Below are 23,861 nucleotides of genomic sequence, written 5' to 3' on the forward strand. Positions count from 1 at the left end.
ACCGACAATGCCGCCTCGGGCGCGATGCGCCGTTCATCGGCGCGCTACCAGATCCTCGCGTTGCTGGCAGTGGGCACGATGATCAACTATCTCGACCGCACCGTGCTCGGCATTGCCGCGCCGCAACTGACCAAGGAACTCGGCATCGGTGCAGCATTGATGGGCATCATGTTTTCGGCGTTTTCGTGGACCTACGTTGCCGCACAAATTCCGGGCGGCATGTTTCTCGATCGCTTTGGCAGCAAGCTGACCTATTACCTCGCGATGACGTTGTGGTCGCTTTGTACGCTGGCGCAAGGCCTCGTGCATGGCGTGGGTGCGCTGCTGACCTGCCGGCTTGGCTTGGGCGTGTCCGAGTCACCGTGTTTTCCGACCAACTCGCGTGTCGTCGCAACGTGGTTCCCGCAGCGCGAGCGCGCGTTAGCGACAGGCACTTATACAGTCGGCGAATACATCGGGCTCGCGTTCTTCAGCCCGCTGCTGTTCGCGCTGATGGGGGCCTACGGGTGGCGAACGCTGTTCCTCGTGGTGGGCGGTGCGGGCATTGTCTTTGGCGTGATCTGGTGGATGTTCTATCGCGAGCCGCGTGAGCATCCTGGGGCAAATGCGGCCGAAATCGAATATATCGAGGCGGGCGGCGGCTTGACCGGTCATAGCGGCACACATTCGGGCAGCACACGGCCATTCTCGTGGGGCACGATTGCAGAACTACTCAAGCATCGTCAATTGGCGGGCATCTGTCTGGGGCAGTTCGCCGGCAACTCGACGCTCGTGTTCTTCTTGACGTGGTTCCCAACGTACCTTGCGACCGAACGCCACATGGGCTGGCTCAAGATCGGATTCTTCGCAGTCCTACCTTTTATTGCCGCGTCGGTGGGCGTGCTGTTTGGCGGCTGGCTTTCCGATTCGCTGTTGCGACGCGGCAAATCGGCCAACGTCGCGCGCAAACTGCCGATCATCACCGGCTTGCTGCTCGCTTCGACGATCGTCCTCGCGAACTATGTCAAGAGCGATGCGGTGGTGATTGCAATCATGTCGGTAGCGTTCTTCGCGCAAGGCATGGCGGCGCTCGGCTGGACACTCGTGTCGGATATCGCACCCGAGGGGTTGCTCGGCTTGACGGGCGGCATCTTCAACTTCGCGGCCAATCTCGCCGGCATCATTACGCCGCTCGTGATCGGATTCATCGTGGCGGCCACGGGTTCGTTCGTCGGTGCGCTCGTCTTCATCGGGATCATTGCGCTAATCGGTGCGCTTTCTTATGTCTTCGTTGTCGGAGACATCAAGCGGATCGCGCTCGAAGCCTAGAGCCGAACCTAGGGTTTGCGCACGAAACGCAGCACGGCATCGACGATCATGTCGCGATGTCGTGTGCGTAACCGCGGATGAGACGGGTCGCGGCCGAACGCTGTGCCAAATGTGTATCGGTTGGATACGCGATGAAAGCAAAACGAACTGATCAACAAATGTAAATCGATGGCGTCGATGTCGGCGCGGAATTCGCCGGCGGCGACACCGCGCGCGAGCAAATCTTCGATCGTGTTGATGATGCTTGCATTGCGGCTCTTGAACGCCTTTAACTGCGTGATGTACTTCGCGCTGTGGATGTTCTCGATGGCAATGAGCCGCACGAAGTCGCGGTGCTTGTCGTGATAGTCGAATGTAAATTCGACCAACCGGCGCATGCCGTCCGCGGGCTTCAACTCTTCGATGTTCAGCGCTTGTTCGAGCGTGCGGATGTCGCCGTATACCTTTTCGAGCACGGCCTCATATAAGCCGTCTTTGCTCTCGAAGTAGTAATAGAGCATCCGCTTGGTTGTATTGGTGCGCTCCGCAATTGCGTCGACGCGTGCACCGGAGAGACCCATCGCGGAAAATTCCTGGGTCGCCACTTCGAGAATGTTGCGCTTGGTTTGTTCGGGGTCGTACTTGCGCCGGGCTTCGGGCGGAAGATCGTTGCCGTCGGGTACGGCTGCCGGCGGTGCTTTCCGTGCCTTCGGTACCTTGGGTGCCTGTTTCATTTTGCAAATGCGCGGCTGGAGCGGCGGATTCTAGCATGCATCCGTCAGGGCCTTGTGCCGCTAGCGCGGCGCACGCGCCCGTTCCAGCGCCTGCAGATTGCCTTCCCCGAAGCCATGATGGCCGCGCCGCTCGACGATCTCGAAGAAAATCTCGTCAGGCGCCCGTTTGATGAATGTTTGCAGAAACAGGCGCGGCGCGCCGTTCGCATCGATTTCGCCATCAACGAGTATGTTGCGGCGGCGCAGCGCATCGATGTCGAGACCGTGACCGGTCAAGCGAGCGTCGAGTTCGTCGTAGTAGCGCGGCGGCGGCTGCAGCAACTCGACACCGCGCGCCGCAAGGTGATCGATACATTCGAGGATGTTATCGGTGGCAAGCGCGATATGTTGCACGCCTTCTCCCGGGTGATCGGGCAGATAGTCGTGCAAGAGCCGCGTGCGCTGCGTGCCTTCCTCGTAAAGCGGAATCGTAATGCCGCCGCAGGGCGATTGCATCACGCGGGAGTCGGCTGACAGATGCCAGTCGGCGTGCAACTCGCGAATCTCGCGGAAATCGAGCATGTCGCGATAAAAGTCGAGCCATTCGGCAATGCGCCCCGCACCTACCATCTGCGTGAAGTGGTCGACTTCGCGCAACCCTGCTTCTTGATGGGTGCCGGCATGGGGCTGACCGACCGATACAGCCGTATCGAGCGGGCGAAAATCGATGTCGAAGATGGTTTCGTCGCCGGTTGCGCCACCGCGCCCACGCCAGCGATCCACAAAATAGATATGAGAATTGCCGATGCCTTGGATCGCCGGAATAACGAGTTCCGATTGACCCACGCGCTCGCCGTCAAATGCCCAGGCGCCACGTTCGGTGGCGCGCTCGAACGCACGTTGGGCGTTATCGACCCGAACACCGATCGCACAGATTCCCGCGCCGTACTCCTGCGCATAGCGCGCAGCGAATGAATCGGGCTCCGCGTTGATGAGGAAGTTCATCTCGCCCTGGCGATAAAGCGTGACGTCCTTGCTGACATGTCGCGCCGCGGCAGCGAACCCGAGTTGCGCGAACCGTTGCGCAAGCGCTTCGGGCGCCGGTGCCGCGAATTCCACGAATTCGAGCCCCGCAATGCCGAGCGGGTTGGGTAGGGCGGGGCTGGCCGTATGTGCGGATGAGGACGGATCAGAAAGGTCGGGGCTCATCGAAGTCTCCTGTCGGCCCAGGTTAGTGCTTTAGCACTTACTTGGGCCCCATGCAAAGCTGCTGCCTGCAGTGATATCTCGCGTAATTTTAACCACTCGGTACATCGTCTTGTGAGACTGGATGCGATACGCCGCAAAAATTGCGAGGTCCATTGTGGCGCAAATGTCGCGTGTTTCGGGAACGAGCTGGTTGGTGCTAACCCGAGAAGCGTGCGATTATCGCGCGAAAAAGTGCGATTAGCGCACGCGGTGGCGCACAAATTCATTGTGCGCGCGCTGACGTCGCGCTTATGCTCCAAGCAACCGTCATGCGGCGGCGCATTCGAATATATTCGGAGACATTCCTCATGATTCCAGTAGCTCCCGCGGTAGATAACGCCGCGTCCTCGCCGGCCGCCAGCCGAGCCCGCAAAGCGGCGCTCGGCAGCTTCGTCGGCGCCGTCGTCGATTGGTATGACTTCTTGCTTTACGGCATTGTCGCGGCCCTTGTATTCAATTCGGCGTTCTTTCCAAGTGTCGGTCCCGCGATGGGCGTGCTCGCCGCGTTTGCGACGTTTGGCGTGGGTTTTTTGTTTCGGCCGCTGGGCGGTGTCGTATTCGGTCACTTCGGCGACCGCCTTGGCCGCAAGCGCATGCTCGTGTTGACGGTAATGTTGATGGGCGTGTCGACTGCAATGATCGGCTTGCTGCCGACGTTCGCGAGTATCGGCTGGTGGGCGCCCGTGATGCTCGTGACGCTACGGGCAATCCAAGGCTTCGCCGTCGGCGGCGAATGGGGCGGGGCGGCACTGATGGCCGTTGAAAGCGCACCCAGCGGGAAAAAGGCGTTTTACAGCAGCGGCGTGCAGGTGGGCTATGGCGTCGGACTGGTCTTGTCTACGGGCATTGTTTCCATCATTAGTCAATCGATCGACAACGCGGCATTCAAGTCGTGGGGCTGGCGATTGCCGTTTCTTTTCAGCATCGTGCTGGTGGGCATTGCGCTTTGGATTCGTTCGAGCATGCAAGAGTCGGAGGAGTTCGTCAAAGTCGTGGAGCGTGGGCACGGCAAAGTGCGTTTGCCTGTGATCGAAGCATTGCGCACTCACCCCGGTGCGTTCGCGCTGATCATCGCATTGAGGCTTGCCGAGCTCTTCACGATGTATATCGTGACGACGTTCGCGCTCAGCTATTCGACGGCTAACCTCGGTTTGTCGCGCGAGCTCTTTTTGCATATCGGTCTCGCGATCGGTGCAATCAGTTGCGTCACGATTCCCTGCTTTGCCTGGCTGGCGGATCGTTTCGGTCGGCAGCGCGTCTATTTGACGGGGGCATTGATCGGTGCGCTCGCGGCCGTGCCGTTCTTCATGGCACTCGAAGCACGGGCCACATTGCCGATTGTCGTGTTCGCCGTGCTGCTCGCGAACCTGTCGCATGACATGGTCGTGAGCGTACAGCAGCCGATGTTCACCGAGTTCTTCGGCGCGTCGTATCGCTATAGCGGCGCGGGCGTTGGCTACCAGGTTGCGAGCGTCGTGGGCGGCGGCTTCACGCCTTTCATCGCTGCTGCGCTCGTTGCGTTCGCCGGGGGCTCGTGGCATCCGGTGGCCGGATATCTCGTGGCGGGCTGTCTGATCTCATTCGTCGTTGCATGGCGCATGGGCAAACGGTGAGCGAAGCATCTGCATACGCTGAGGCCGACTTTGACAACGAAGCGAACGTCTTTGCTCGATAAGCGCGATTGGATCGCCGGGCTCGAAAAAGGGCTCGCGATTCTCGAGGCATTCGATGACAAACATGCGCGTATGACGGCGACCGATGCCGGCGTGCGCACGGGCTTGTCGCGCACGGCGGCGCGCCGCTATTTGCTTACGCTCGAGCATCTCGGCTACGTTTATACGGATGGCAAGCTATACGGCCTGACGCCGCGGGTACTGCGCGTGGGCTGGTCGTACTTTGATTCCGCGCGGTTGCCGCGTCTCGTGCAGCCTTACTTGCAGCAATTGAGTGCGGTGCTCAAGGAGTCGGTGTATGTCAGCGTGCTCGATGAATGGGAACTCGTGTTCATCGCACGAAACGGCGCATCGCGCGTCATGACGACCGGGTTCGTGCTGGGTGCGCGCGTGCCTGCGCCGCTTGCGTCGCCCGGGGTCGTTCTGCTTGCGCATCAGCCGAACCAGGATGACGTGCGTGAATGGCTCGGCAAGGTCGAGCTTGCGCCGTTGACGCCCTATACGTTGACGGACAAGACGCGTCTGCGCGAAACGATTCGACAAGCGCGGGTAGATGGGTTCGCCGTGGTCGAACAACAGCTGCAAATCGGCGTGCGCGGCATTGCATTGCCGCTCAAGAATCGGCAGGGCGAGGTAGTTGCCGCTCTCAGCACAAACATGCCGATTGGCAAGGAGACGACCGAAGCGGCGCTGCAGCGTGTTCTGCCGTATTTGCAGGAAGCGGCGCTGGGCATGATGAATGTTGTTTAGCGCTTATAGGTTAGCCAGACGCGTGAGTTCATCTGCACGTGGCTATGCACCGGTGTTGGTTTTAGGTCTGATTGCGTTCGGTCGAATGCGAACGGAAGAGACGATGGTGTCCCACACGGCGACGGCCTCGTGCGGCGTTAAGGACGAACCAACGTATTGCCCCGAGTTGGGGCCATTGGTAAGTTGGCCACCTGTATCGAGTTCGATCGACATCAAGGGGCGTTCTAGCGCGGGCTCGCGATGCACCGACTCCACCACGAAGGCGAGGGCTTCATTGCCGTGCCCATCAGACGTTTTGACAAGCCACTCCTGCGCTTGCATGCCACCCAATGTGGTCGTGCCGCGGCGCAACGCGTGTATGTCGGGGTGAGCCTCGGCGGCTGCTATTCGTTTGAGCAAATACTCCGAGGGATCGTCTGGCATCAATGCTTTGCTATAGATGCTGACGACCAGGCCCGGATATTTGTCGGTCGTGAAACTCATCGAGGCGATTTCCTCATCATTGTCGCTGTCGATTACCACCGGTCCAAGGCAAAAGCCCGGGCCGGCTGTTTCGGGATCGTCGTAGGAGTGAATGCGCTTGGCCAGTTGGAAGAGACGTTCGGCCACTTGCTCGGGGGTTTCTACCTTTCCGTTGGGCAAATAGCGTCCTGCTTCGGGGATGTTTTCGTACGATCTTGCCTTTAATAGGAGTTGCGTCTTTCCCTTTAGAAGATGGAGTTCGTGCTCGCTTCCCCCCGCCATTAGAATTGCAGCTTGCTTGCGAAGGTAGATCATATGCTCACTAATCACACGGTGATCCAGCAGCATCGACTTCTGGGTCTCCGAGTTTTTATCGCCCTTGTCGATTGCTTCGGCCTCTGCGTCCGTTTGCGTTCGCATGGCCTTGGGCGTGGCGTCGAGCGATTTGATGTTTACATCGACGGTTTTGAAGCCGGCATCCAAATCGTAGTAGAGCGTCACGCGTCCATCGAACGTCATGTCCTTAGGGACTGTCATTACGAATCTGCCGATGCAGACGGCCCTCATCTGGGTGGTCAATGTTTCGGTCACGTTTTTTTCCTTCGTGGTAGGACTATCTCGGCAAGCATGCCACTTACGCACTTACTTCCGAGCGTAAAGTACGACTGCTGTCCCGGAATGCATCTCGAGGCGGCGATGCCGTCGAAGTAGGTAGACATGCGTTTATCCCTTGTTTTTGGCGGCGAGACGACGTTGCGTTGACGACTATGACAACAAGCATCGTCAAGCGAATGAGTGCCGCAGCGAGGGATCGAACATAAACGCTTTTCACGCGAACGTGAAGCCGTTCTAAATGCGACAAGACATCTCAAATTAATTTTTGATATCGAGAGATCAATTCGGAATAGCCCGATGCGCCAAGCGCGGAAATCGTAGTCCCGCTCGCGCCCCAGACAGATTTCTGCAGACCGCACCCGATGCTGTCGCTGCGAGATCTTCGGCCACGAACTTTCGTTTCAACGGCGCGTGGTTCGCGCTTGGTTCGGGTCCGAGTGGAATTCAATGATATTTCTGATGGCACTTAGATTCGACGATGGGCCGCGCTATGTCATTTTTCACTCGCAATGCCACTGCTGGACTGTTCGAACCCCGAGCTGGAGTTGGGTTTCAGTGGCCGAGGCGCGGCGCCTCGGCTGGCTCGGCACCCGCGTCATCGCGTTACAGTGAGCGCGCAGCGGGTGGGGCCGCGCTCGCCGATATCCCGTCCCAAACCCCGCATCAGGCTCGGCATGCCGCCAACAAAACCAGCATTGCCAGCGCCCCGCGCGCCGGACTCTCGCGCTTGCTTGGCGCGATGCGCGTTGGCGGCCGTAGCCAGGCGCTGCTTCGAGACGGGGGTGAACTGGATCTCAGTCATTTGCGCGCTGGCGACATTCAGGACCTGAGGCGCCTGCTGCGCGATAAGCCGCCAAGTTGCGTTACGACGTTGCGTTTGCCCACGGGATTGAAATTGCTTCCATCGTGGATCTCGTCATTGCGCGCGCTCGAGCGAATTGAGATCGGTGAATTTGCGGGAAGTGAATTGCGTCTTGCCAACCCGATGCTCAAAGAGGTGCATGTACGCGGTGCAAACCTTCGGACAATCGACATCCCCGTCGAGGCTCGAGCCTATTGTCGCGATGCGGCGGGTGTCCGCGAGCGAATGATGCACGTCAGGTATCGCGATCCTCGTACCCGGGAAGTCGTCAGCGAAGGCGCGGCGATCGGACATCTGCATCTTGAATCGACGCTTTATGGTGCGATCGATCGTCGCAATTTGAACGACTCCGCTGTATTCGATCGCGGACGCGGCGCGCAACGCGTCTGTACCAACCTTGCCATGGGTTGGTTGCAAGCGCTTCAACGACATCGCGCTGCCAACGCGCTGCAGCCATTCTCCAAAGTTTGGGCGCAACGGCTATCAAGCGCCGGCAAGCTTGAAGAGGTAACCGGCCTCAAGACAGAACGCGATTACTCCGCGTTGCGGCTTCATGGCAGCGAACGTTACCTTACGGGGCATTCGCAATGGGGTGCGTTCATGCGCAGCCAGTTCGAGGCAATGCAGCCAGGCGATCATAAGCAGTTTTTGCTGCTGACGAGTGGGCATCCGATGGCGGTGGAACTTGCTGTCGACGCTGCGCCAAAAAACAAGCCACAGCATGAATATGTGGCGACGTTGTACGACCCGAATATGACGGCTAACCAAGCGGCTCGTATCGTCGAAGTCGATCTCGACGCGGTGACCCAATGGCAGGTCGGCACGTTCCTCGACTCGGACGGAATCGAGCGCTGCTACGGCTCCGTGGAATCGCATTGCGTATCGGAGTTCATCGCGGTGCCGCCGAATTTCGCCGACAGGAAAATCACAAGGTCGGCTGCGAATAGCACGGATAACTCAGTAGTCCTAAGTCGTTTCCTGGCCGATGGCGAGCGCATGACGCCCGGCGCCGTCCATATGTTGTTTCAATCGGGTGAGCTCACCCCGGAGGTGCTGCGCGAATGCGTCGCATCGTGCAACAGTGCGCAAGAGCGCATGGCAATGCTGGCCGCACGAGGCAAAGACGGCGTGTCCGGTATGACGCTCGCCTGTGCGGGAGGGCATCGCAACGCGGTTCTCGCGGCCGGCCGCGTGATCGGTGAGTTGTGCGAGGCCGGCCTGCTGTCTGGCGCGCAAGCGCTCGAATTGCTCGAGGGGCGCAATTCAGGCAGTGCGCCCGCTGCCGCGCATGCGCTCTCGGAGAACGGCGAGCTTGCCTTCGTTGCATTCAGCCATATGCTGCAAATGGGTGTTCACGAAGGCTGGCTGTCCCGCGACGAAGCCGCGACAGCATTCGCCGCGCGCTGGCCCGATGGCGATGGCAGTCGGACCACGCACGGGTTGTCGGCTTTTCACTACGCGATGTGGCACGGACTTTCGGTCGCCGCATTGACGTATTGCAAGGCGCTCGACAAACTGGTCGAGCACGGCGCGATTGCACCCGAACGCGTGTTCGAATTACTGCGTGCGCGCAGGAGCGACGGCACAGACGCGCTCGCGTCCGCGCTGCTACACGACCAAGCTCGGACGGTAGGACTGATCGGTAAACTGCTTGCTTCCCCCTTTCTTGCAGCGGCGTTGACGCGCGAGCAAGTTATCGCTTTGCTTGATGCGCGTACGAGCGACGGCAGACGGGCGTTCGCTGTCGCCACCGAGGAAAAGCGCACTGCGGCGTGCGATGCCTTCGCACAGGTTGTGTATGCGGTGCAGGCAAGCGGCACGATATCGAGGAGCGACGCGGACTATCTGCTCAGCGTCGGAGACGAGCGCTTGCAAGCCGTAAGTAGTCCTCAGCAAGTTTTGGAACGTGCTACATCGCTCGCGCGATGACCATCCGCTGAACCTCGCTCGTGCCTTCGTATATCTGCGTGATGCGCGCGTCGCGGTAATGGCGTTCCACCGGGTAATCCTCGAGGTAGCCGTATCCGCCGTGAATCTGAATTGCTTTTGAGCAAATCTCCTCGGCGGCTTCCGATGCAAAGAGCTTTGCCTGCGATGCCTCCGACAGACATGGCCGCCCGTCGCTGCGCAAACGCGCCGCATGGTGCACGAGCAACCGCGCGGCGTTCAGGCGCGTAGCCATATCGGCGAGCATGTTCGCAATGGCTTGATGCTCTCTGATGGCCTTGCCAAATTGAATGCGTTCTTCGGCATATCGGCGCGCCGCTTCGAATGATGCACGCGCAATGCCGACCGCCTGCGCCGCGATGCCGATACGCCCGCCCTCGAGATTCGACAACGCGATCTTGAGCCCTTCACCTCGGATACCCAGCAAGTTCTCGTCAGACACGGTGCAGCGATCGAGCGTAATCGGGCAGGTGTCCGATGCGCGGATGCCAAGCTTTTTCTCCGGGCGGCCAACATGAAAACCCTGCGTGTCGGTCGGCACGATAAAAGCGGAGATGCCGCGTTTTCCGAGCTCGGGATCGGTGACGGCAAACACGACAGCAACGCCCGCACGCATGCCGTTCGTCACGAATTGCTTGCTGCCGGTGAGTGTCCAGTGGCCGTTATCGAACGTTGCACGCGTCTTGAGGTTGTTTGCTTCCGAGCCTGCCTGCGGCTCAGTCAGGCAGAACGCGCCGATGGTCTTGCCGAGCGCGAGTTCGTGTAGCCAACGCTCGTGCTGCGCCGCGTTGCCGAATTGCAAGATCGGGCCGCAGCCAACGGAATTATGGACGCTCATCAGCGTGGCGCAAGCGGCGCAGCCCGCGGCGATTTCCTCGATCGCAAGTGCATAAGCCACGTAATCGGTATAAGTCCCGCCGAACTCGGACGGCACCATCATGCCGAGCAGGCCGAGTTCGCCCATCTGCGTGACGATCTGCTGCGGCAACGCGCCATTTCGGTCCCACGTTGCCGCATGCGGCGCCAAGCAGGCGACAGCAAACTCGCGCGCGGCGTCGCGAACCATTCTTTGTTCATCGGTATAGATATCGTTCATGGTAGGCCCCCTGCCTCTCGATCTCGCGTTCTGACGTCCTGAGCCCACGCTGGCTTGGCGGGAATCCTCGCGCGTCTTACACTGTCACGCGACGAAGTGTATGAAGGCTGCACGTGGCTTTCGATGCTCAAGCCGCTCAATTTGCATGAGCGCATTTGCCACCGGACAACGATGTCGATGAACAAAGAGAAAGGGACCATTGCTGTCAGCCTCGTCGAAGAGGCACTCCGGTGCGCCGCGCGGCGCGGCGCGGACTCGCTGCCGTTACTCGATGCCGCCGGCATCGCACCGAAGCTGCTGACGTCGCCTACAGCGCGCGTCTCGTCGGCGCAATACGGTGCGCTTTGGAATGCGATCGGGCGAACGCTCGATGACGAGTTTTTTGGCCAGGATTCGCATCCGATGAAAAGCGGCAGCTTCATCGCGATGTGTCAGTCGGCGTTGAGCGCACGCAACGGCGCTCAGGCATTGGCGCGTGCGGTGGGTTTCATGCGGCTCGTGCTTGACGACCTCTCGGTCGAAATCGATTCGACGAGCGAACGCGTGCGCTTGCGCTATCGGTTGCGTGCCGGTGTGCCGGACAAGGAGATGTTTGCTTACGCGACGTATTTCATCGTCGTCTACGGCGTCGTGTGTTGGCTCGTGGGCCGACGTATTCCGGTACTGTCGGCCCGCTTTCGATGTGTCGAACCGGCGGCCGGCCACGAATATCGGTTGATGTTCTGCGAGAATCTAGCCTTCGCTCAGCCGGAGTCCTATGTCGATCTCGCTCCGGTCTTCGTCGATTTGCCGGTCGTGCAAACAGCGGAGTCGTTGAAAGTGTTTTTGCGGGAGGCACCCGCGAGCTTCATCGTCAAATATCGCAACCCCGATTCCCTGGGCGCGCATGTGCGTCGGGCCTTGCGTGCACGGCCGTTCGGGCAGTGGCCGGCCGCCGACGCATTGGCGGCCGAGATGCGCGTGGCTGAGGCAACGATGCGCCGCCATTTGAAGCGCGAGGGCTACACCTACCAATCGATCAAGGATGCGCTGCGGCGGGACATGGCGATCACCGCGTTGCAAGCGGGGAGCGCGACGATTGCCGAGATCGCTGAATCGATCGGCTTTGCCGAGCCGAGCGCATTTCATCGCGCGTTTAGAAAATGGACGGGCGCGCGGCCAAGCGACTATCGACGAGAGAAGCCGTCGTCCCGTACGAGCTAGGGGCCGACGCCGAAAACGCCATGGGGCACGCGCGCCCCGACGCCCAGCATCTGAGCCGTGGCTGGCGCGCGGATCGCCCGCCGCCCGCCCGCCGACACTGTCGTTGCACAAGCTCTTCAACTACATCCTGCAGACGCTCTATAAGATGGCGGGGGCGAAACCGGTTGAATAAGACGACCCCGCAGGAGGAGGGATAAAAGCGAGCTCATCGGGCGCGGCCGAGCGGTTCGGCGTCTTGGCGACGGCTTCGCTTGTAACCGAAAATGTGGCTGGCTGCCCGCGTAACCTGATCGCTGAGTCACAAGTAGAGAATCGGTGAAGATGTTGAAGCGGACGAGCGCCACGATCGCGCCACCACGACCCGGGATGCCCAGCCGCGTGCCGTCAGGCGAATCTACCGTGGGCGACGGTAGTGGAGCAGGCACAGCGCCGCGCGCCCGCTCGCCGCAACCGCGTTTACTTCCTTTGATGGAGGAGCACGGCATGCCGCCGGTTCGTGGCACCGGTTCCGATGAGGCGCCGCGGCGTCGCGAAGCCGCCCCTGAGACGCCAACGCAAGACCGGACGCCGCGAGGGCAATCGGGGGGCGTTCCGCCCCAACAGCCTCCGCCGAACGATCCTGGCTCGCGCGCCACGCCTGGGCCCGATGACGATGGCGACGACAGTGGACAGGAGGTGTCTCCTGACTCGTTGCGCTGGTTGCCCCCGGAGCTGCCGACCGCTTCGTTCATGGCCGGACCGCCTGGTATGTTCAGTGTGCGCGGTCCCGACGGCTACAGCACGGTGATCGGAGCCGCGGGCGACGACGCTACCTTGCTCGATCGCGACGGCAACGCGATCTCGATTCATGAGGCCATCGTGGCATCGCTCGGGCTTGCGGATCGCCACAAGCCGTTTTACCTCGTCGTCGACGGCGCTGTCGAGGGGGGACCGGCGTCGCTCGCTCAACGTTGGGCGACCATTACCGGCCGCGAAGTTCTGGTGCAGGAGCCCGTCATCGCGCGCGGTCCGAATGGGCAGCGCATCATACGCGGCGACGGCCCTATTCGCCGTTTCGTTCCTCGAAGGGCAGAGCAGACGCCGGCGCTTGCGAATGCGGAAATGCGCGATGGCGAGATCGTGACAGTCGATGCGGACGGTACCGCGCGCGCCGTGCGCCCCGAGTCTCTCTTAGGAGAGGTGCTCGGGTGGGGGGAGGAGGGGGTCGTCTTTCGTCTGGCCGGACGATGGGCTGCCAAAGTCTTCTTCGACGATGTCGATGCGCCAGCGCTCCTCGCGCGCGGGAAACGGGTCCTCGAACGTCGGCGGGAGGAGGGATTCCCCGTGCAAGCCTACTACGGGCCGCCTCGGCGGTTGCAAAGCGGGCTTGTCGCGCAGTACCTGGATTTGTGGGAGGGGACCGACAAAGACGTCCTGGTGTTCGCCGAGTCGGACGAAACGGCTCACGGGAGACTTGCCGGGGGCGCTCGCTTCGCGCTCGATCACAGCCGGACCACGAGTTTCAACGAGCGAACGATCGAGGACCTCGACAAAATTCGCGAGTTGATCGAACTTCGACGGCCGTTTCACAACGACCCCGAATTCAACGATCCGGAACTCGGTTACGACGCGGACGGTCGCGTCTACCTGTGCGATCCCGTCGTCGACTACGAGGCGACCGACCTCCCGCCGCGCGAGCCCGATATGCTTGAGGGGCAGATACTGCAGGTAATCGCCCAACTCAGAGAAATCGCCAGCGTCAATCTCGTCGCGAAGCGGTTGGGATCTCCCGAGCGTGCCCGGGCGCCGCAGGGGCCGCACCCCGAGCGCCTTGCCGAAATCGAGCGTCTGCTGGCGGATCCGGCTTCGGTCGACCGTACGCCGCCGGGCCGCCGCATGGCCGCGTACCAGGCAGTGCGGAGCGGCCATCCGACGACCGGGGATTGGCGCATCCTGGTGCAAGCCGCTGTCGACGACGCACGCCCGTTCGCGGACGACTCGGCGCGTGCGCGGGTTGCAGCGCTTTCGTTTGCCTCGTACGCGGGGAACGCCGCGGAGAACGTGGCAACAGCTTGCGTGGATAGCAATGCTCTATTCGGGCTTCCAGTCAGTCACCAGTTCGCCATCGTGCGCGTAGGCGAACAACGCTATCTGATCGATCCTTCGTTTGCCGGACTTGCGATAGCGGCCCGGAACGCGGACGGCAGCGCAGAAGCGCCATGGGCGAGCGATGCCGAGGCCGCACGAATCGCATTGGTGCTCGCGCGGGACGGATTCGTGCGCCTCGACGAAGCCACTGAGCGACACTATGCACAAATGATCGATGCCGCTGCGCAGACGCCCGTTCTGATCGACGTGGCAGACGCACTGCGAGCAGTGACCTCGATGCTCGGCGATTCGAACGAGGCCATCTCGACGGGCGGGATGCGCGATGCCGTTACGATCGGTCGATGGCTTCCGAGCGGTGCGTTCGGTTGGGACGGCGAAAAGGGGGCGGTGGCCGCCGTCGCGCAAGATGCAAGACGACGGATCGTGGAAGTTGCCATTGCCGGTGACGAGCACGATGAGGTAGGCACGCTCACGTCGTTGTCGCTGAGCCTCGCCGCGCTCAGCGCACGAGTGGTCCACGAACCGCGATCGGATGTCGTGGCCGTGCGTGCGCGCATCGCGCCTGCGACACGCGCCACACCTCAATCGCTCGAGGATGCACGGGCGCTGCATGCGCATCTTGCCGCTCATCCGAACCTCGTTTGGGGCGTACCCCGAGGGGCAACCGCATGCGCGGAAATCGCGGTGCACGAGGCAAGGGGAAGAGGAATCGAGCCGAACGGAAAAGTCTGGGTCTTCGATCCCGACGGTGTGCGCATTCGCGTGGCGATGACAGTCTGCGTTCGCGACGAGGACGGGACGTTGCAGGTCCTTGCCATCGATCCCGGCCGCTTTCCGAGCGGGCCCGTCAGCATCGAACGGTGGAGCGCCGTGGCGGGTGGCCGGGCGACCGTGCTCGAGACGCCGTTGGGCGTCTCCCCGGTCAGCGGCGACGAAGGCGGAGGATACGAGCCCGGGCGCGTGCTCAAGGCGGGGTTTGCAGCGTACGACCATGCATTGCAAGTCATGCAAGGCCTTCGTGGCGGCGTCGGTACCGACTTCGATCCGCTCAATCCAGCCCGCCCCTCTGAGATCGACGCATTGGCGTCATGGTTTGACCCAAACCGCTCGCTTGTGAACCCGACAATCAGGGATCCGCTTGGCGAGCCCACGCTGGACGCGTTCGATCCCGCTCGTCGCATGTTCGACGGCCAGTGGACAATCGCGCCGGGGTGGCCCGAACTCACGACGCCGTCCGCGAGCGCCGAAGCAGCAATCTTCTCCGCGCCGGTCGAGGGTCCTCACGCACCGCTTGTTGAATATGCGCGTGAGTATCTCCAAACGCAGCAGCGCTATAACGGCGCACGCCCCGACGAACGGCTGATCGACTTCGACCGCGAGCGCACCCGCCGCGAATATGGCACGGCCGAGATCGCCTATCGCGAATGGATCAGCGAGAATCGAGCCGGATGGGCACCCTATTGGGATATCGACCCGCAGGCGCTGGCCGCGACGGGGGGGTCCCTGACTGTCTTCGGTGACGCGACAGCCGAGCCGCTTCGCGGCGCCGCCGGATGTGTGCGGTTCGTTGCGCATTATTTGAGCACGTCGGATATCCGTCGAGTAGGGATGGAGCTTGGCAGGCCGCCCGACGGCTATTTTCCGGCTGCCTTGCTCGACTCGCGTCGCAGCGTTCTTTGCGATACGGAAGAGGGACCTTGGGAGTTCAAATATCCGTCGCGCAGCGTTCGAACACCGGGCAAGGATTTGCTGCCTGTCCATATCGAGAAGGCGGTGGCGATGAGTGAAGCGCTGTACGGCGTCGCCCAATACTGCGAAGAGCCAGCCGGGGTCGTTGTGCAGTTCGAAGGTCAACCACCCATCAGCATGCTGTTGCGACGTGTTCCGACGGCCTCACGTGGTTTTCGCAGCGGCGATCACGCGCTCGCCGCGCATACCGTATTCGATCCCGAGTTCGCAGAGACAGAACTCGGGCAGCGGCTCTTCGAGCGGTGCGGCACGCAACAGGCATGGATCGACAACGAGTTCGCGCCGCGGGTGGCGCAGCTGCTATGGGATATCCAGACCGAGACGTTTCATCATGCCGAGCTGCACTCGCAAAACCTTATCGTCATCGTCGATGAGGTCGGTCGTATCGTCGAGCTCAAGATAAAGGACCTGGAGGGTCTACGCTTCGACGCGCGTGCGAGGGACGCGGTGGGCCACGGCCCCCAATCGCCGGCAATTGCCGGCACGATCGATCCCGACAGCCCCAACAACCTGTTTCGCGGCGATGGCGCGGAAAACGAATTGTTGCGAGTCGTGCGCTACTACGGCATGTTTTTTGGCGAACTCGGCCAGCTCGATGCATCCGTGCGAGGCCCCAGTCGCGACGACGCGTTTGCGCAGCGCGTCGTGCAGGAACTCGTCGAGCTCGCGCGCGAGTGGCTGGATGTCGAAGCGCTGACGGACTTGCCAGAGTATCCGCGCGTGTTCGCCGACGACGCTTCGCTTGACTATGCACGATGCATCGCCGAATTGCGCGAGTTGCTCGTCACGGTCTATCGCGATCGACCGGACGCCGTGTTGGTCGAAGCCCGTGATGCGCAGGGCGAACAGGACCCTGACGACGACCCCGATGATCCGCCGTCAGGAGCTGGCTCGTCCGGAGGCAACACGCCCCCTCTACCGAAGGCGCCATCGGGCGGAGCTGCCCAGCGTCGCGACGACACGCAGGCGCGCGGTTCGCGCCCGAGCGGAGGTACAAAGCGGTTGCCGCCATCGGAGGGAGAGCGATCGCCGGGGAACCCTGGCGTACCGGGAAATCGTGGCGGCAAAGTGGAGCCGCGCCTGTCGGAACGTACTGCGGGCCCGGGCGGACCTGCGTCCCCCGGGACGCCTGAATTGCCGGTACCGCCGCGATCGTCGACGTCCGAGCCAGCGGTGGCGCCAAAGCCGATTGGAGAGAGGGATTCCGCGGAGGAACCGGACCCGCCGAGGCCCACGGCGACTGATATCGCCGGATATTACCTCGATCGTCTCGCTCGCGTGCTTGATGAACTTGCGTCGGTCATGGATGCGACGCCGGACAACAGCCACAACGCGCCGGTCTTCTATCCGGTATCCAGGCCGAAGCGAGGCGTCGCTCCCGATCACGTCAAGGAGTCGGCTTATCCGCGTCCGGTTGAGCTGACGGCTAACCGAGGAACGAAAGCGGTTGGGGACATGACCACACGCAGATACGAGGCCGATGCACGCCAGATCGAACTCAACGAACAGCGCAAGAGGCTGCTTAGACGAGCGTTGCTGCTCCTTCAATCGTCCTCGTCCGCGGCAGTGCCGGCGATGCGCAGCGCCGCGGAGCTATCGGTCGCCCGCGACCGCGAATCGTCGCTGAGGCCCATCGGCGATGAGATTACCGCGATCGAAGCGGCGCGTCGCGATGACGCGCTTGCACTAATTGAGGCATTACGCGAACTCGATCGCGGCGCCACGCCGGACGTCGACAAGCTCAAAGGAGGGCTGCGCGGCTTGCGTGAACGCGTAACGGATACGCTAAGGCGCATAACGGCGGGCTTTGGTACTACCGGCTTCGGTCTCGAGACAGTCATACGCCGGGCAAGGGGCAATGCCGGATACGCCCTTGTTCTAGCCGCCTTTCATCAGAATCTCGAGATGGCGATCGCGGCGCTCGATCGCGCGCGTGGTGCCCCGATCGAGAGCGGCGAGCGTCTACCTGCCGCGGAAGCGAGGTTGCGCGATCTCGATCTTGATTTCAGCCACTTTCAGCGCTACTTGGCCGAACGAGAGCGGGCCGGTCAAGCCGGGATGAGCGCCAACGACATTGCCGCGTGGCGCGCACGCATCGCGTCGTTGCGTGCGGAAGTGGCGAGAGCTTATCGTCTGACCGGGATCGGAGCGCTTGCTCCACAAGGCAGCTTGCTGAGGTTCTCGTTCGACCTGCGGCAACTGAGTCGTCTCGTTCGAGGGCATCTGCCCGGTGCACTCGTCGACATCCCGGGATACGAGCGCGCGGCCGACTGGTTGCGGCAGTGGTGGGACGCGGTCAATCCGCCGGTCGTTGCGAAAGTGCCGCCGTCTGCTCCGCAGAAAGTCCTGTTCGAGCGTGCGGCCGGCATCGCGGCTGAAACGAGGTATGACGGCACCGCTCGGGAGACCAGCTACCGCCTGTGGGGCCTCGTGCAGTTGCTGGGCGGGCTACAACCCACCGAGAACCCGATGGCCACATTTAGCGACCACAGCATTGCAGGGAGGGTTCGGACGGCGAGACTGCATGCGGAAAGTTTTGACGACACTCCTCCTGGCAACCTGACCCAGCTCGAGCACCTGGAGGGCTTCATCATCCAGGCTGTCACGCAAACGAGAAAGTCGTTGCCAGTCTGGCGGAAAATGCTCATTGCCACGGCGGCACGAAAAACGACGGCGTCGGAAGAGTACGGAGTCGACAAAGATGGCAACCCGGACGCGAACGAACATATCGCGCGAGCGCTACGGGCGACCGATGAGGTCGCCGCACGACTACTCGGCGACAAACAGGGGAGTGGACCGCCGGAGTGGTACGAGATAGACTTCGACGCCGTTGAAACGCTGTTGCGAAACATCGTGGTTGATGTGCGCCGGTATTCCGATAGTGTACTGGGTGTCATGCCGCCCACGGCCACTGATGAGCGGGCGCATTACGCGGACGTAGTGGCGTTGGTCGAGCGCACGATCCAAACGGGCAATCTGGAGGAATGAGGCGGGCGACTACTTTTCACGTCCCGATTTATGTCGTGTCGCGTGAATCGGTGTCAACCGTAGGCTATGACGACGTTGTTCGCTTGTCGGAAAGCACCTATACAAAAAGTCGAAAGCGGCTACATAATCTTCGCAGGCGCTGACCATTAACGAATTGTGCGGTGGGCGAACTCGCCTTAGGGCGTGTTCACACTATCCAGGTCCATCAACGATGCGCGCGACGCGCATCGTCGGCGCGGACGAATTCGAATTGCCCGCGCGGCAATGGCCTGGGCGTTGACTAGGCGCTTAGAGCGCTTCGCGCACGGCGCGCAGAAACTGCCGGGTCCGTTCGTGCTTCGGATCGGAGAAGAATTCCTGAGGCGGGCCTTGCTCGATGATCTTGCCTTGCGAAAAGAAGCAGACACGATCGGCAAAATCCTTTGCAAAACCCATTTGATGCGTGACCATCAGCATCGTCAGATTATGTTCTTCGCCAAGCCGCCGAATGACGCTGAGCACTTCGCCGCACAACTCGGGATCGAGCGCGGACGTCACTTCATCGAACAGCATCACCTTCGGGCGCATCGCCAGCGCTCGCGCAATCGCGACGCGCTGCTGCTGGCCGCCTGACAACTGCGATGGATAATGCTCGCATTTATCCGCGAGCCCAACCAGCGAAAGCAATTCGCGAGCTCGCTCCACCGCTTCCTTGCGTCCGAGGCCGAGCACATGCATCGGCGCTTCGATCGTGTTTTGCAGCGCGGTCATGTGCGGAAAAAGATTGAACGACTGGAACACCATGCCGATCTTGCTGCGCACGGCGCGCAAATGGCGCAGCGATGCCGGCACGAGCTGACCATTACGCTGCATGTGCGTAAGCGGTTCGCCATCGACTTCGATCATGCCGCTCGTGAGTGGATCGAGCGTCATCAGCACGCGCAGCAACGTCGACTTGCCGGAGCCGCTCGGTCCGATGATGGCCACCTTTTCGTTGGGCGCCACTTCGAGATCGAGCGCGTCGAGTACGGTCAACGCACCATAACGCTTTGTGACACCACTGAAACGCACCATCGGTGCGGCATGCACGCTCGCCGGCGCTTGAATCGTGTCGTCGTGCGGCTGGCCGAGTGCGCGTTCGTCGTCTCGCTTCATGCGGGGCTCCATGACTGAGGTAGCGTTTGGTGGGGGAGATGTGCTTTGCGGCGTGTCAACGGGCGTTTTCACGGTAGCCTCACTGCGCGCTCGACGCGTCGCACGAGTGCTGCGAAGCTCACGCTGATGATCAGAAAGAAGATGCCGGCAAGCGTGATGGGCTCAAGGTAACGGAATGTTTCGGAGCCGATGTTTTTCGCTTGCTGCATCAGTTCGACGACAGTGATCGCCGAGAGCACGGGTGTATCCTTGAACATCGCCACGAGGTAGTTGCCAAGTGCCGGAATGACGGGGCGTATCGCCTGCGGCAGCACAATGCCTCGATAAGTGCGCCACGGCGAAAGCGAAAGCGCACATGCCGCTTCCCACTGACCGCGCGCGACACCATTCAAGCCGGCGCGGTAAACCTCTGACGTGTAGCACGCGTAATGCAGTGCAATGCCGAGCGTGCCCGCCGCCAAAGCGGACATCGTCACGCCATAGACAGGCAGCACATAAAAAAGAACATAGACCTGAATCAGAAGCGGTGTGCTGCGAATGAATTCGACGATGAAGGCCACGGTACGCGAGACGGCCTTGATCGGGCTGCGCCGAAGCACCGCAAACACAAGGCCCAGCACCAGTGCGATGGCGAAGCCGACAAGCGTGATGCCGATCGTATAGACCGAAGCATGAATGAGCGCGGGAAAGATGCGCTCGGCGTAGCCGAGATCGAAGAGGCGGTTCGCATCGTTCATTTCGCACCTCCGCGTGCGACGCCGTAGCCGTGGCCAGCACGCCGTTCGAAGTGCCGCATGACGGTGGCCAGCAGTTGAGCGAGCACGAAATAGATCACGAGCGTGAGCATGAAGATCTCGGCGGTCTTGAACGTCGCTTCATCGAGTTGACGCGCGCGAAAAGACAAATCGGACAACGTGATCAGCGAAACGAGCGACGTGCCTTTGAGCAATTCGATCATCAGGTTGGTCGCCGGTGGTAGCGCATTGACCATCGCCTGCGGGAGGATGATGCGGCGAATGCGCGTGAGCGGCGACATATTCAGCGCCAGCGCGGCTTCGAACTGCCCACCTGGGACCGAACGCAGCGCGCCGCGCAAAATTTCGGAGCCGTATGCGCCGTAATGCAGACCGAGACCGACGATGGCTACTGAAAACGGCGTCATGCTGAAGCTGATGGGCGGCAGCGGCAGCACGAAGAAGAACCAGAAAAGCTGCACGAGCAACGACGTGCCGCGAAACACTTCCACATACACATTGCCGATCCAGCGCAGCGGTGCGAAAGGCGAAAGCTTGGCTGCAGTGGCAACGAACGCCATGACGATGGCGAGCAGCGTGCCGAGCGCTGCGATTTCCACCGTGACGAGCGTGCCGCGCAACAGCAAAGGGAGCAATTCGGACATGGCGTTTCCTTGGCTTGGCGGGTTCCGGCATTGGCCGCTTCGAGCCTCGGCCGGATCGGTGCTGAGTGAAATGCGAGCTTACTTGCCGCTGCAGATTTCATCCGCCGTTTTCGTCGTCAGGTTGGCCTTGTCGAAGCCGAACGGTGCGACGGTCTGTAGATGGTCCGGGGTGCCGAGCCAGGCGTGCAATGCTTTATTGACCGCGGCGCGCAGGTCGGCATCGTCTTGACGGAAAGCGAGCGCGCCATAGCCAGTATGCTTCGGGTCATCCGTGAACTGACTGGTTACCTCGACTTGCTCGGCATCTTTTTTTGCCAGCGCTTTCATCGTGAGGCCAGTGCCGACGGCCGCATCGACACGCCGTGCGCGCACGGCCTGCAATTGGGAAGTGGTGTCCGGCACTTGTTGCAATTGCGCGTCCTTGATGCCTTCGTCCCGCGCGTATTTGATTTCGGCGGTGCCGGCCATCACGGCGAGTTTCGCATCGGGCAATTTGGCGATATCGCCATAGCTATGCAATTTCTTTGGGTTGCCCTTGAGCACCAGCAACGTGTCTTGAATCTGGTATTGCGGATCGGCGAATGCGACCTGCTTGCATCGTTCCGGCGTGATGTACATGCCTGCGGCAATCACGTCGAAGCGGCCCGCGCGGAGGCCCGGAATCAGCGAGCCCCACTCGGTCAAGACCGCATCGACCTTCTTCACACCGAGCTTGGCAAAAATCTTTTTCGCGATTTCCGGCGATTCACCGGTCACTTTGCCGTCGGGCTGGGTATACGCGAATGGCGCTTCGTTCGCATAGCCGATGCGGATTTCACCGGTACGCTGAATACGTTGCAGCGTCGTTTCGGTTTGGGCCGATGCGCCCGAAATGTGCATGGCAAAACCGGCTGCGGCAATGCCGCAGGCGACGAGCATTCCTGACAATTGACTGAATCGAGTGGTTTTCATGACATTCCCGTGCATTGGGTTGGTGCGTCTGATTCGGCGGGCGCCGGCCTGATCGGACAGGGCTGCATCGGGCAATGGCCGATGCAATGTCGTGAAACCCTGTTCTGAACGCAGGATACAAAGCCATTTTTTTATCGCGATTGCTCTAGGACAATAATTCTGTCTGGCGGTTGTGTCGCACCATGGGTAAATCCGATAAATCCGAATCTGAAATTCGCAGAAGGGAGACCGAGCGTGATCGACGAATGGCGCAGTGCAGTACGGACAGTTCATGGCGCTGAATCCAAATACAAGCGGCTCGTGAAAGCGATTGCAGGCGATATCGAGGGCGCCGTGCTGCGGCCCGGCACGCGCTTGCCGCCGCAGCGCGATGTCGCCGCCGAATTGCAGATCAGCGTGCAGACGGTCACGAACGCGTACAAGGAACTCGAGCGTCAAGGCTTGATTCGTTGCGAAGTCGGGCGCGGCAGTTTCGTCGCCCCGCGGGTGACGGAAAAGATGGCGAGCTACATGCTCGATACGGCCGAGCGGTCTGTCATCGATTTTTCCATCGCACGGATCATTCATACGCCCGAGCACGACGCCAGTTGGCGCAACGTGTGCGCTGAACTCGCGAAGATCGAGGACCAACCGTGGATTCGCGCGTTTCGACCGATCGCCGGCTTCGAGCATCATCGACGCGCAGGCGCGGCCTGGCTCGAGCGGCTCGGTATGCGAGCTTCGGCCGATACGCTGCTCGTCACCAACGGGGCAGCCCATGGCATCTTCCTTGCGCTTGCTTCGCTCGTTAGACCGGGCGACACCGTCGTTTGCGAAAGTCTGACCGATCACGGCGTGATCGGTTCTGCGAACGTATTGGGGTTTACGCTCAAAGGGCTCGAAATCGATGAGTTTGGCATTCATCCGGAGCATTTCGAAGAGCTTTGCGATAACGAGCGTGTGACGGCACTCGTCTGCACGCCGACACTCAATAATCCGACCGTGGCGCTGATGCCCGAATCGCGTCGTCGAGCAATTGCGCGCATCGCCGAGCGCTATGGCGTGCATGTCGTCGAGGACGACGTCTACGGTCCGCTGCCGGTCAAGCCGATCCCGCCGATCTCGAGCATGATCCCGGAGCTGTCGTTCTATTGCACGAGCATGACGAAATCGGTGCTTGCCGGGCTGCGTATCGGGTACCTCACCACGCCGCGCAGGCTGGCGCTGCGCACCGAAAGCACGCTGCGCGTGTCGAGCTGGATGGCGACGTCGCCGATGGCGGAGGTCGCCACGCGCTGGATCGACGATGGCACAGCCGCGCATCTGGTTGCACTGCAGCGCGAATGCCTGGCGCGACGCCAGGCGCTGGTGACGCAGATTCTCGGTCCCTACATTCAGGGAAGTCATCCGCATGCGCTTTCGGTATGGCTGCGTGTGCCCGATCATTGGCAGGCCGACCATCTCGTGCGGGCGCTGCGCAAGCGCGACATCGCCGTGACGTCGCCCGATCCGTTTCTTGTGCGCGGGGTTGAAAGCCGGCCCAATGCGGTGCGCCTGTGCGTGGGCGCCGAGGTCACCGACGCGGTTTTCGCACAGGCACTCGAAACGGTGCGCGAGGTGTTCGAGCAGTATCCGCAAGTGCATCCGCTCGATTGACCGATGCAACGCGAACCGCGTGAATCGCTCACGTGAATCGTTAAGCAGTGCGAACGAAATG

15 protein-coding genes are annotated in these 23,861 nt (G+C 61.3%); 7 read left to right on the forward strand and 8 right to left on the reverse strand.

The genetic code is table 11. The features are described from left to right. Window positions 1-24: 24 nt before the first annotated feature. The gene (locus tag ACSQ20_RS19550; RefSeq protein ID WP_436025751.1) at window positions 25-1,308 is read left to right on the forward strand and encodes an MFS transporter; all 1,284 of its coding nucleotides are present in this window, start codon (window positions 25-27) and stop codon (window positions 1,306-1,308) included. Window positions 1,309-1,316: 8 nt separating this feature from the next. On the opposite strand, the gene ACSQ20_RS19555 is transcribed toward ACSQ20_RS19550, so the two are convergent. Continuing rightward, a complete protein-coding gene (locus tag ACSQ20_RS19555) occupies window positions 1,317-2,021 on the reverse strand; it encodes a TetR/AcrR family transcriptional regulator (RefSeq protein ID WP_436023342.1) in 705 nt (234 codons plus the stop codon). Between the two features lie 60 nt (window positions 2,022-2,081). Beyond that, window positions 2,082-3,209: a 4-hydroxyphenylpyruvate dioxygenase family protein gene (locus tag ACSQ20_RS19560; protein ID WP_436023344.1), complete on the reverse strand. Its 1,128-nt coding sequence runs from the start codon at window positions 3,207-3,209 to the stop codon at window positions 2,082-2,084. A gap of 347 nt (window positions 3,210-3,556) precedes the next feature. Here ACSQ20_RS19560 and shiA point away from each other — a divergent pair, with 347 nt between their 5' ends. After that, entirely contained in the window at window positions 3,557-4,861 is a 1,305-nt protein-coding gene (gene shiA, locus ACSQ20_RS19565) for a shikimate transporter (RefSeq protein WP_436023346.1), read from the forward strand. Window positions 4,862-4,891: 30 nt separating this feature from the next. Then, complete coding sequence (locus ACSQ20_RS19570; RefSeq protein ID WP_436023348.1) at window positions 4,892-5,671, forward strand: IclR family transcriptional regulator domain-containing protein; 780 nt, start codon at window positions 4,892-4,894, stop codon at window positions 5,669-5,671. Between the two features lie 42 nt (window positions 5,672-5,713). Here the strand turns inward: ACSQ20_RS19570 and ACSQ20_RS19575 are convergent, their stop codons facing one another. Then, entirely contained in the window at window positions 5,714-6,724 is a 1,011-nt protein-coding gene (locus ACSQ20_RS19575; RefSeq protein ID WP_436023350.1) for a T6SS immunity protein Tli4 family protein, read from the reverse strand. 514 nt (window positions 6,725-7,238) lie between these two features. On the opposite strand from ACSQ20_RS19575, the gene ACSQ20_RS19580 reads away from it, so the two are divergent. Beyond that, the gene (locus tag ACSQ20_RS19580) at window positions 7,239-9,539 is read left to right on the forward strand and encodes a ShET2/EspL2 family type III secretion system effector toxin (protein ID WP_436023352.1); all 2,301 of its coding nucleotides are present in this window, start codon (window positions 7,239-7,241) and stop codon (window positions 9,537-9,539) included. Here ACSQ20_RS19580 and ACSQ20_RS19585 read toward each other — a convergent pair. Further along, on the reverse strand, window positions 9,520-10,653 hold the full coding sequence (locus tag ACSQ20_RS19585; protein ID WP_436023354.1) for an acyl-CoA dehydrogenase family protein: 1,134 nt from the start codon (window positions 10,651-10,653) through the stop codon (window positions 9,520-9,522). The genes ACSQ20_RS19580 and ACSQ20_RS19585 overlap by 20 nt on opposite strands. A 177-nt stretch (window positions 10,654-10,830) precedes the next feature. Here ACSQ20_RS19585 and ACSQ20_RS19590 point away from each other — a divergent pair, with 177 nt between their 5' ends. Together ACSQ20_RS19590 and ACSQ20_RS19595 are read left to right on the forward strand one after the other, a co-directional pair. Then, window positions 10,831-11,856: an AraC family transcriptional regulator gene (locus ACSQ20_RS19590; protein ID WP_436023356.1), complete on the forward strand. Its 1,026-nt coding sequence runs from the start codon at window positions 10,831-10,833 to the stop codon at window positions 11,854-11,856. A 483-nt stretch (window positions 11,857-12,339) separates the two neighbouring features. After that, on the forward strand, window positions 12,340-18,681 hold the full coding sequence (locus tag ACSQ20_RS19595) for a hypothetical protein (protein ID WP_436023358.1): 6,342 nt from the start codon (window positions 12,340-12,342) through the stop codon (window positions 18,679-18,681). A 288-nt stretch (window positions 18,682-18,969) separates the two neighbouring features. Here ACSQ20_RS19595 and ehuA read toward each other — a convergent pair whose 3' ends face one another. The 4 genes from ehuA to ehuB all read right to left on the reverse strand — a co-directional run bounded on the left by ehuA (window position 18,970) and on the right by ehuB (window position 22,165). Continuing rightward, entirely contained in the window at window positions 18,970-19,815 is an 846-nt protein-coding gene (ehuA, locus tag ACSQ20_RS19600) for an ectoine/hydroxyectoine ABC transporter ATP-binding protein EhuA (RefSeq protein ID WP_436023360.1), read from the reverse strand. A gap of 68 nt (window positions 19,816-19,883) precedes the next feature. Continuing rightward, on the reverse strand, window positions 19,884-20,552 hold the full coding sequence (gene ehuD, locus ACSQ20_RS19605) for an ectoine/hydroxyectoine ABC transporter permease subunit EhuD (RefSeq protein WP_436023362.1): 669 nt from the start codon (window positions 20,550-20,552) through the stop codon (window positions 19,884-19,886). After that, entirely contained in the window at window positions 20,549-21,214 is a 666-nt protein-coding gene (ehuC, locus tag ACSQ20_RS19610) for an ectoine/hydroxyectoine ABC transporter permease subunit EhuC (RefSeq protein WP_436023364.1), read from the reverse strand. The genes ehuD and ehuC overlap by 4 nt, the downstream gene beginning before the upstream one ends. 78 nt (window positions 21,215-21,292) lie before the next feature. Beyond that, window positions 21,293-22,165: an ectoine/hydroxyectoine ABC transporter substrate-binding protein EhuB gene (ehuB, locus tag ACSQ20_RS19615; protein WP_436023366.1), complete on the reverse strand. Its 873-nt coding sequence runs from the start codon at window positions 22,163-22,165 to the stop codon at window positions 21,293-21,295. A 234-nt stretch (window positions 22,166-22,399) separates the two neighbouring features. On the opposite strand from ehuB, the gene ACSQ20_RS19620 reads away from it, so the two are divergent. Continuing rightward, window positions 22,400-23,800: a PLP-dependent aminotransferase family protein gene (locus ACSQ20_RS19620; RefSeq protein WP_436023368.1), complete on the forward strand. Its 1,401-nt coding sequence runs from the start codon at window positions 22,400-22,402 to the stop codon at window positions 23,798-23,800. Window positions 23,801-23,861: the final 61 nt, after the last annotated feature.

The organism is Trinickia sp. LjRoot230 (assembly GCF_964253315.1).
Taxonomy (GTDB): Bacteria; Pseudomonadota; Gammaproteobacteria; order Burkholderiales; family Burkholderiaceae; genus Trinickia.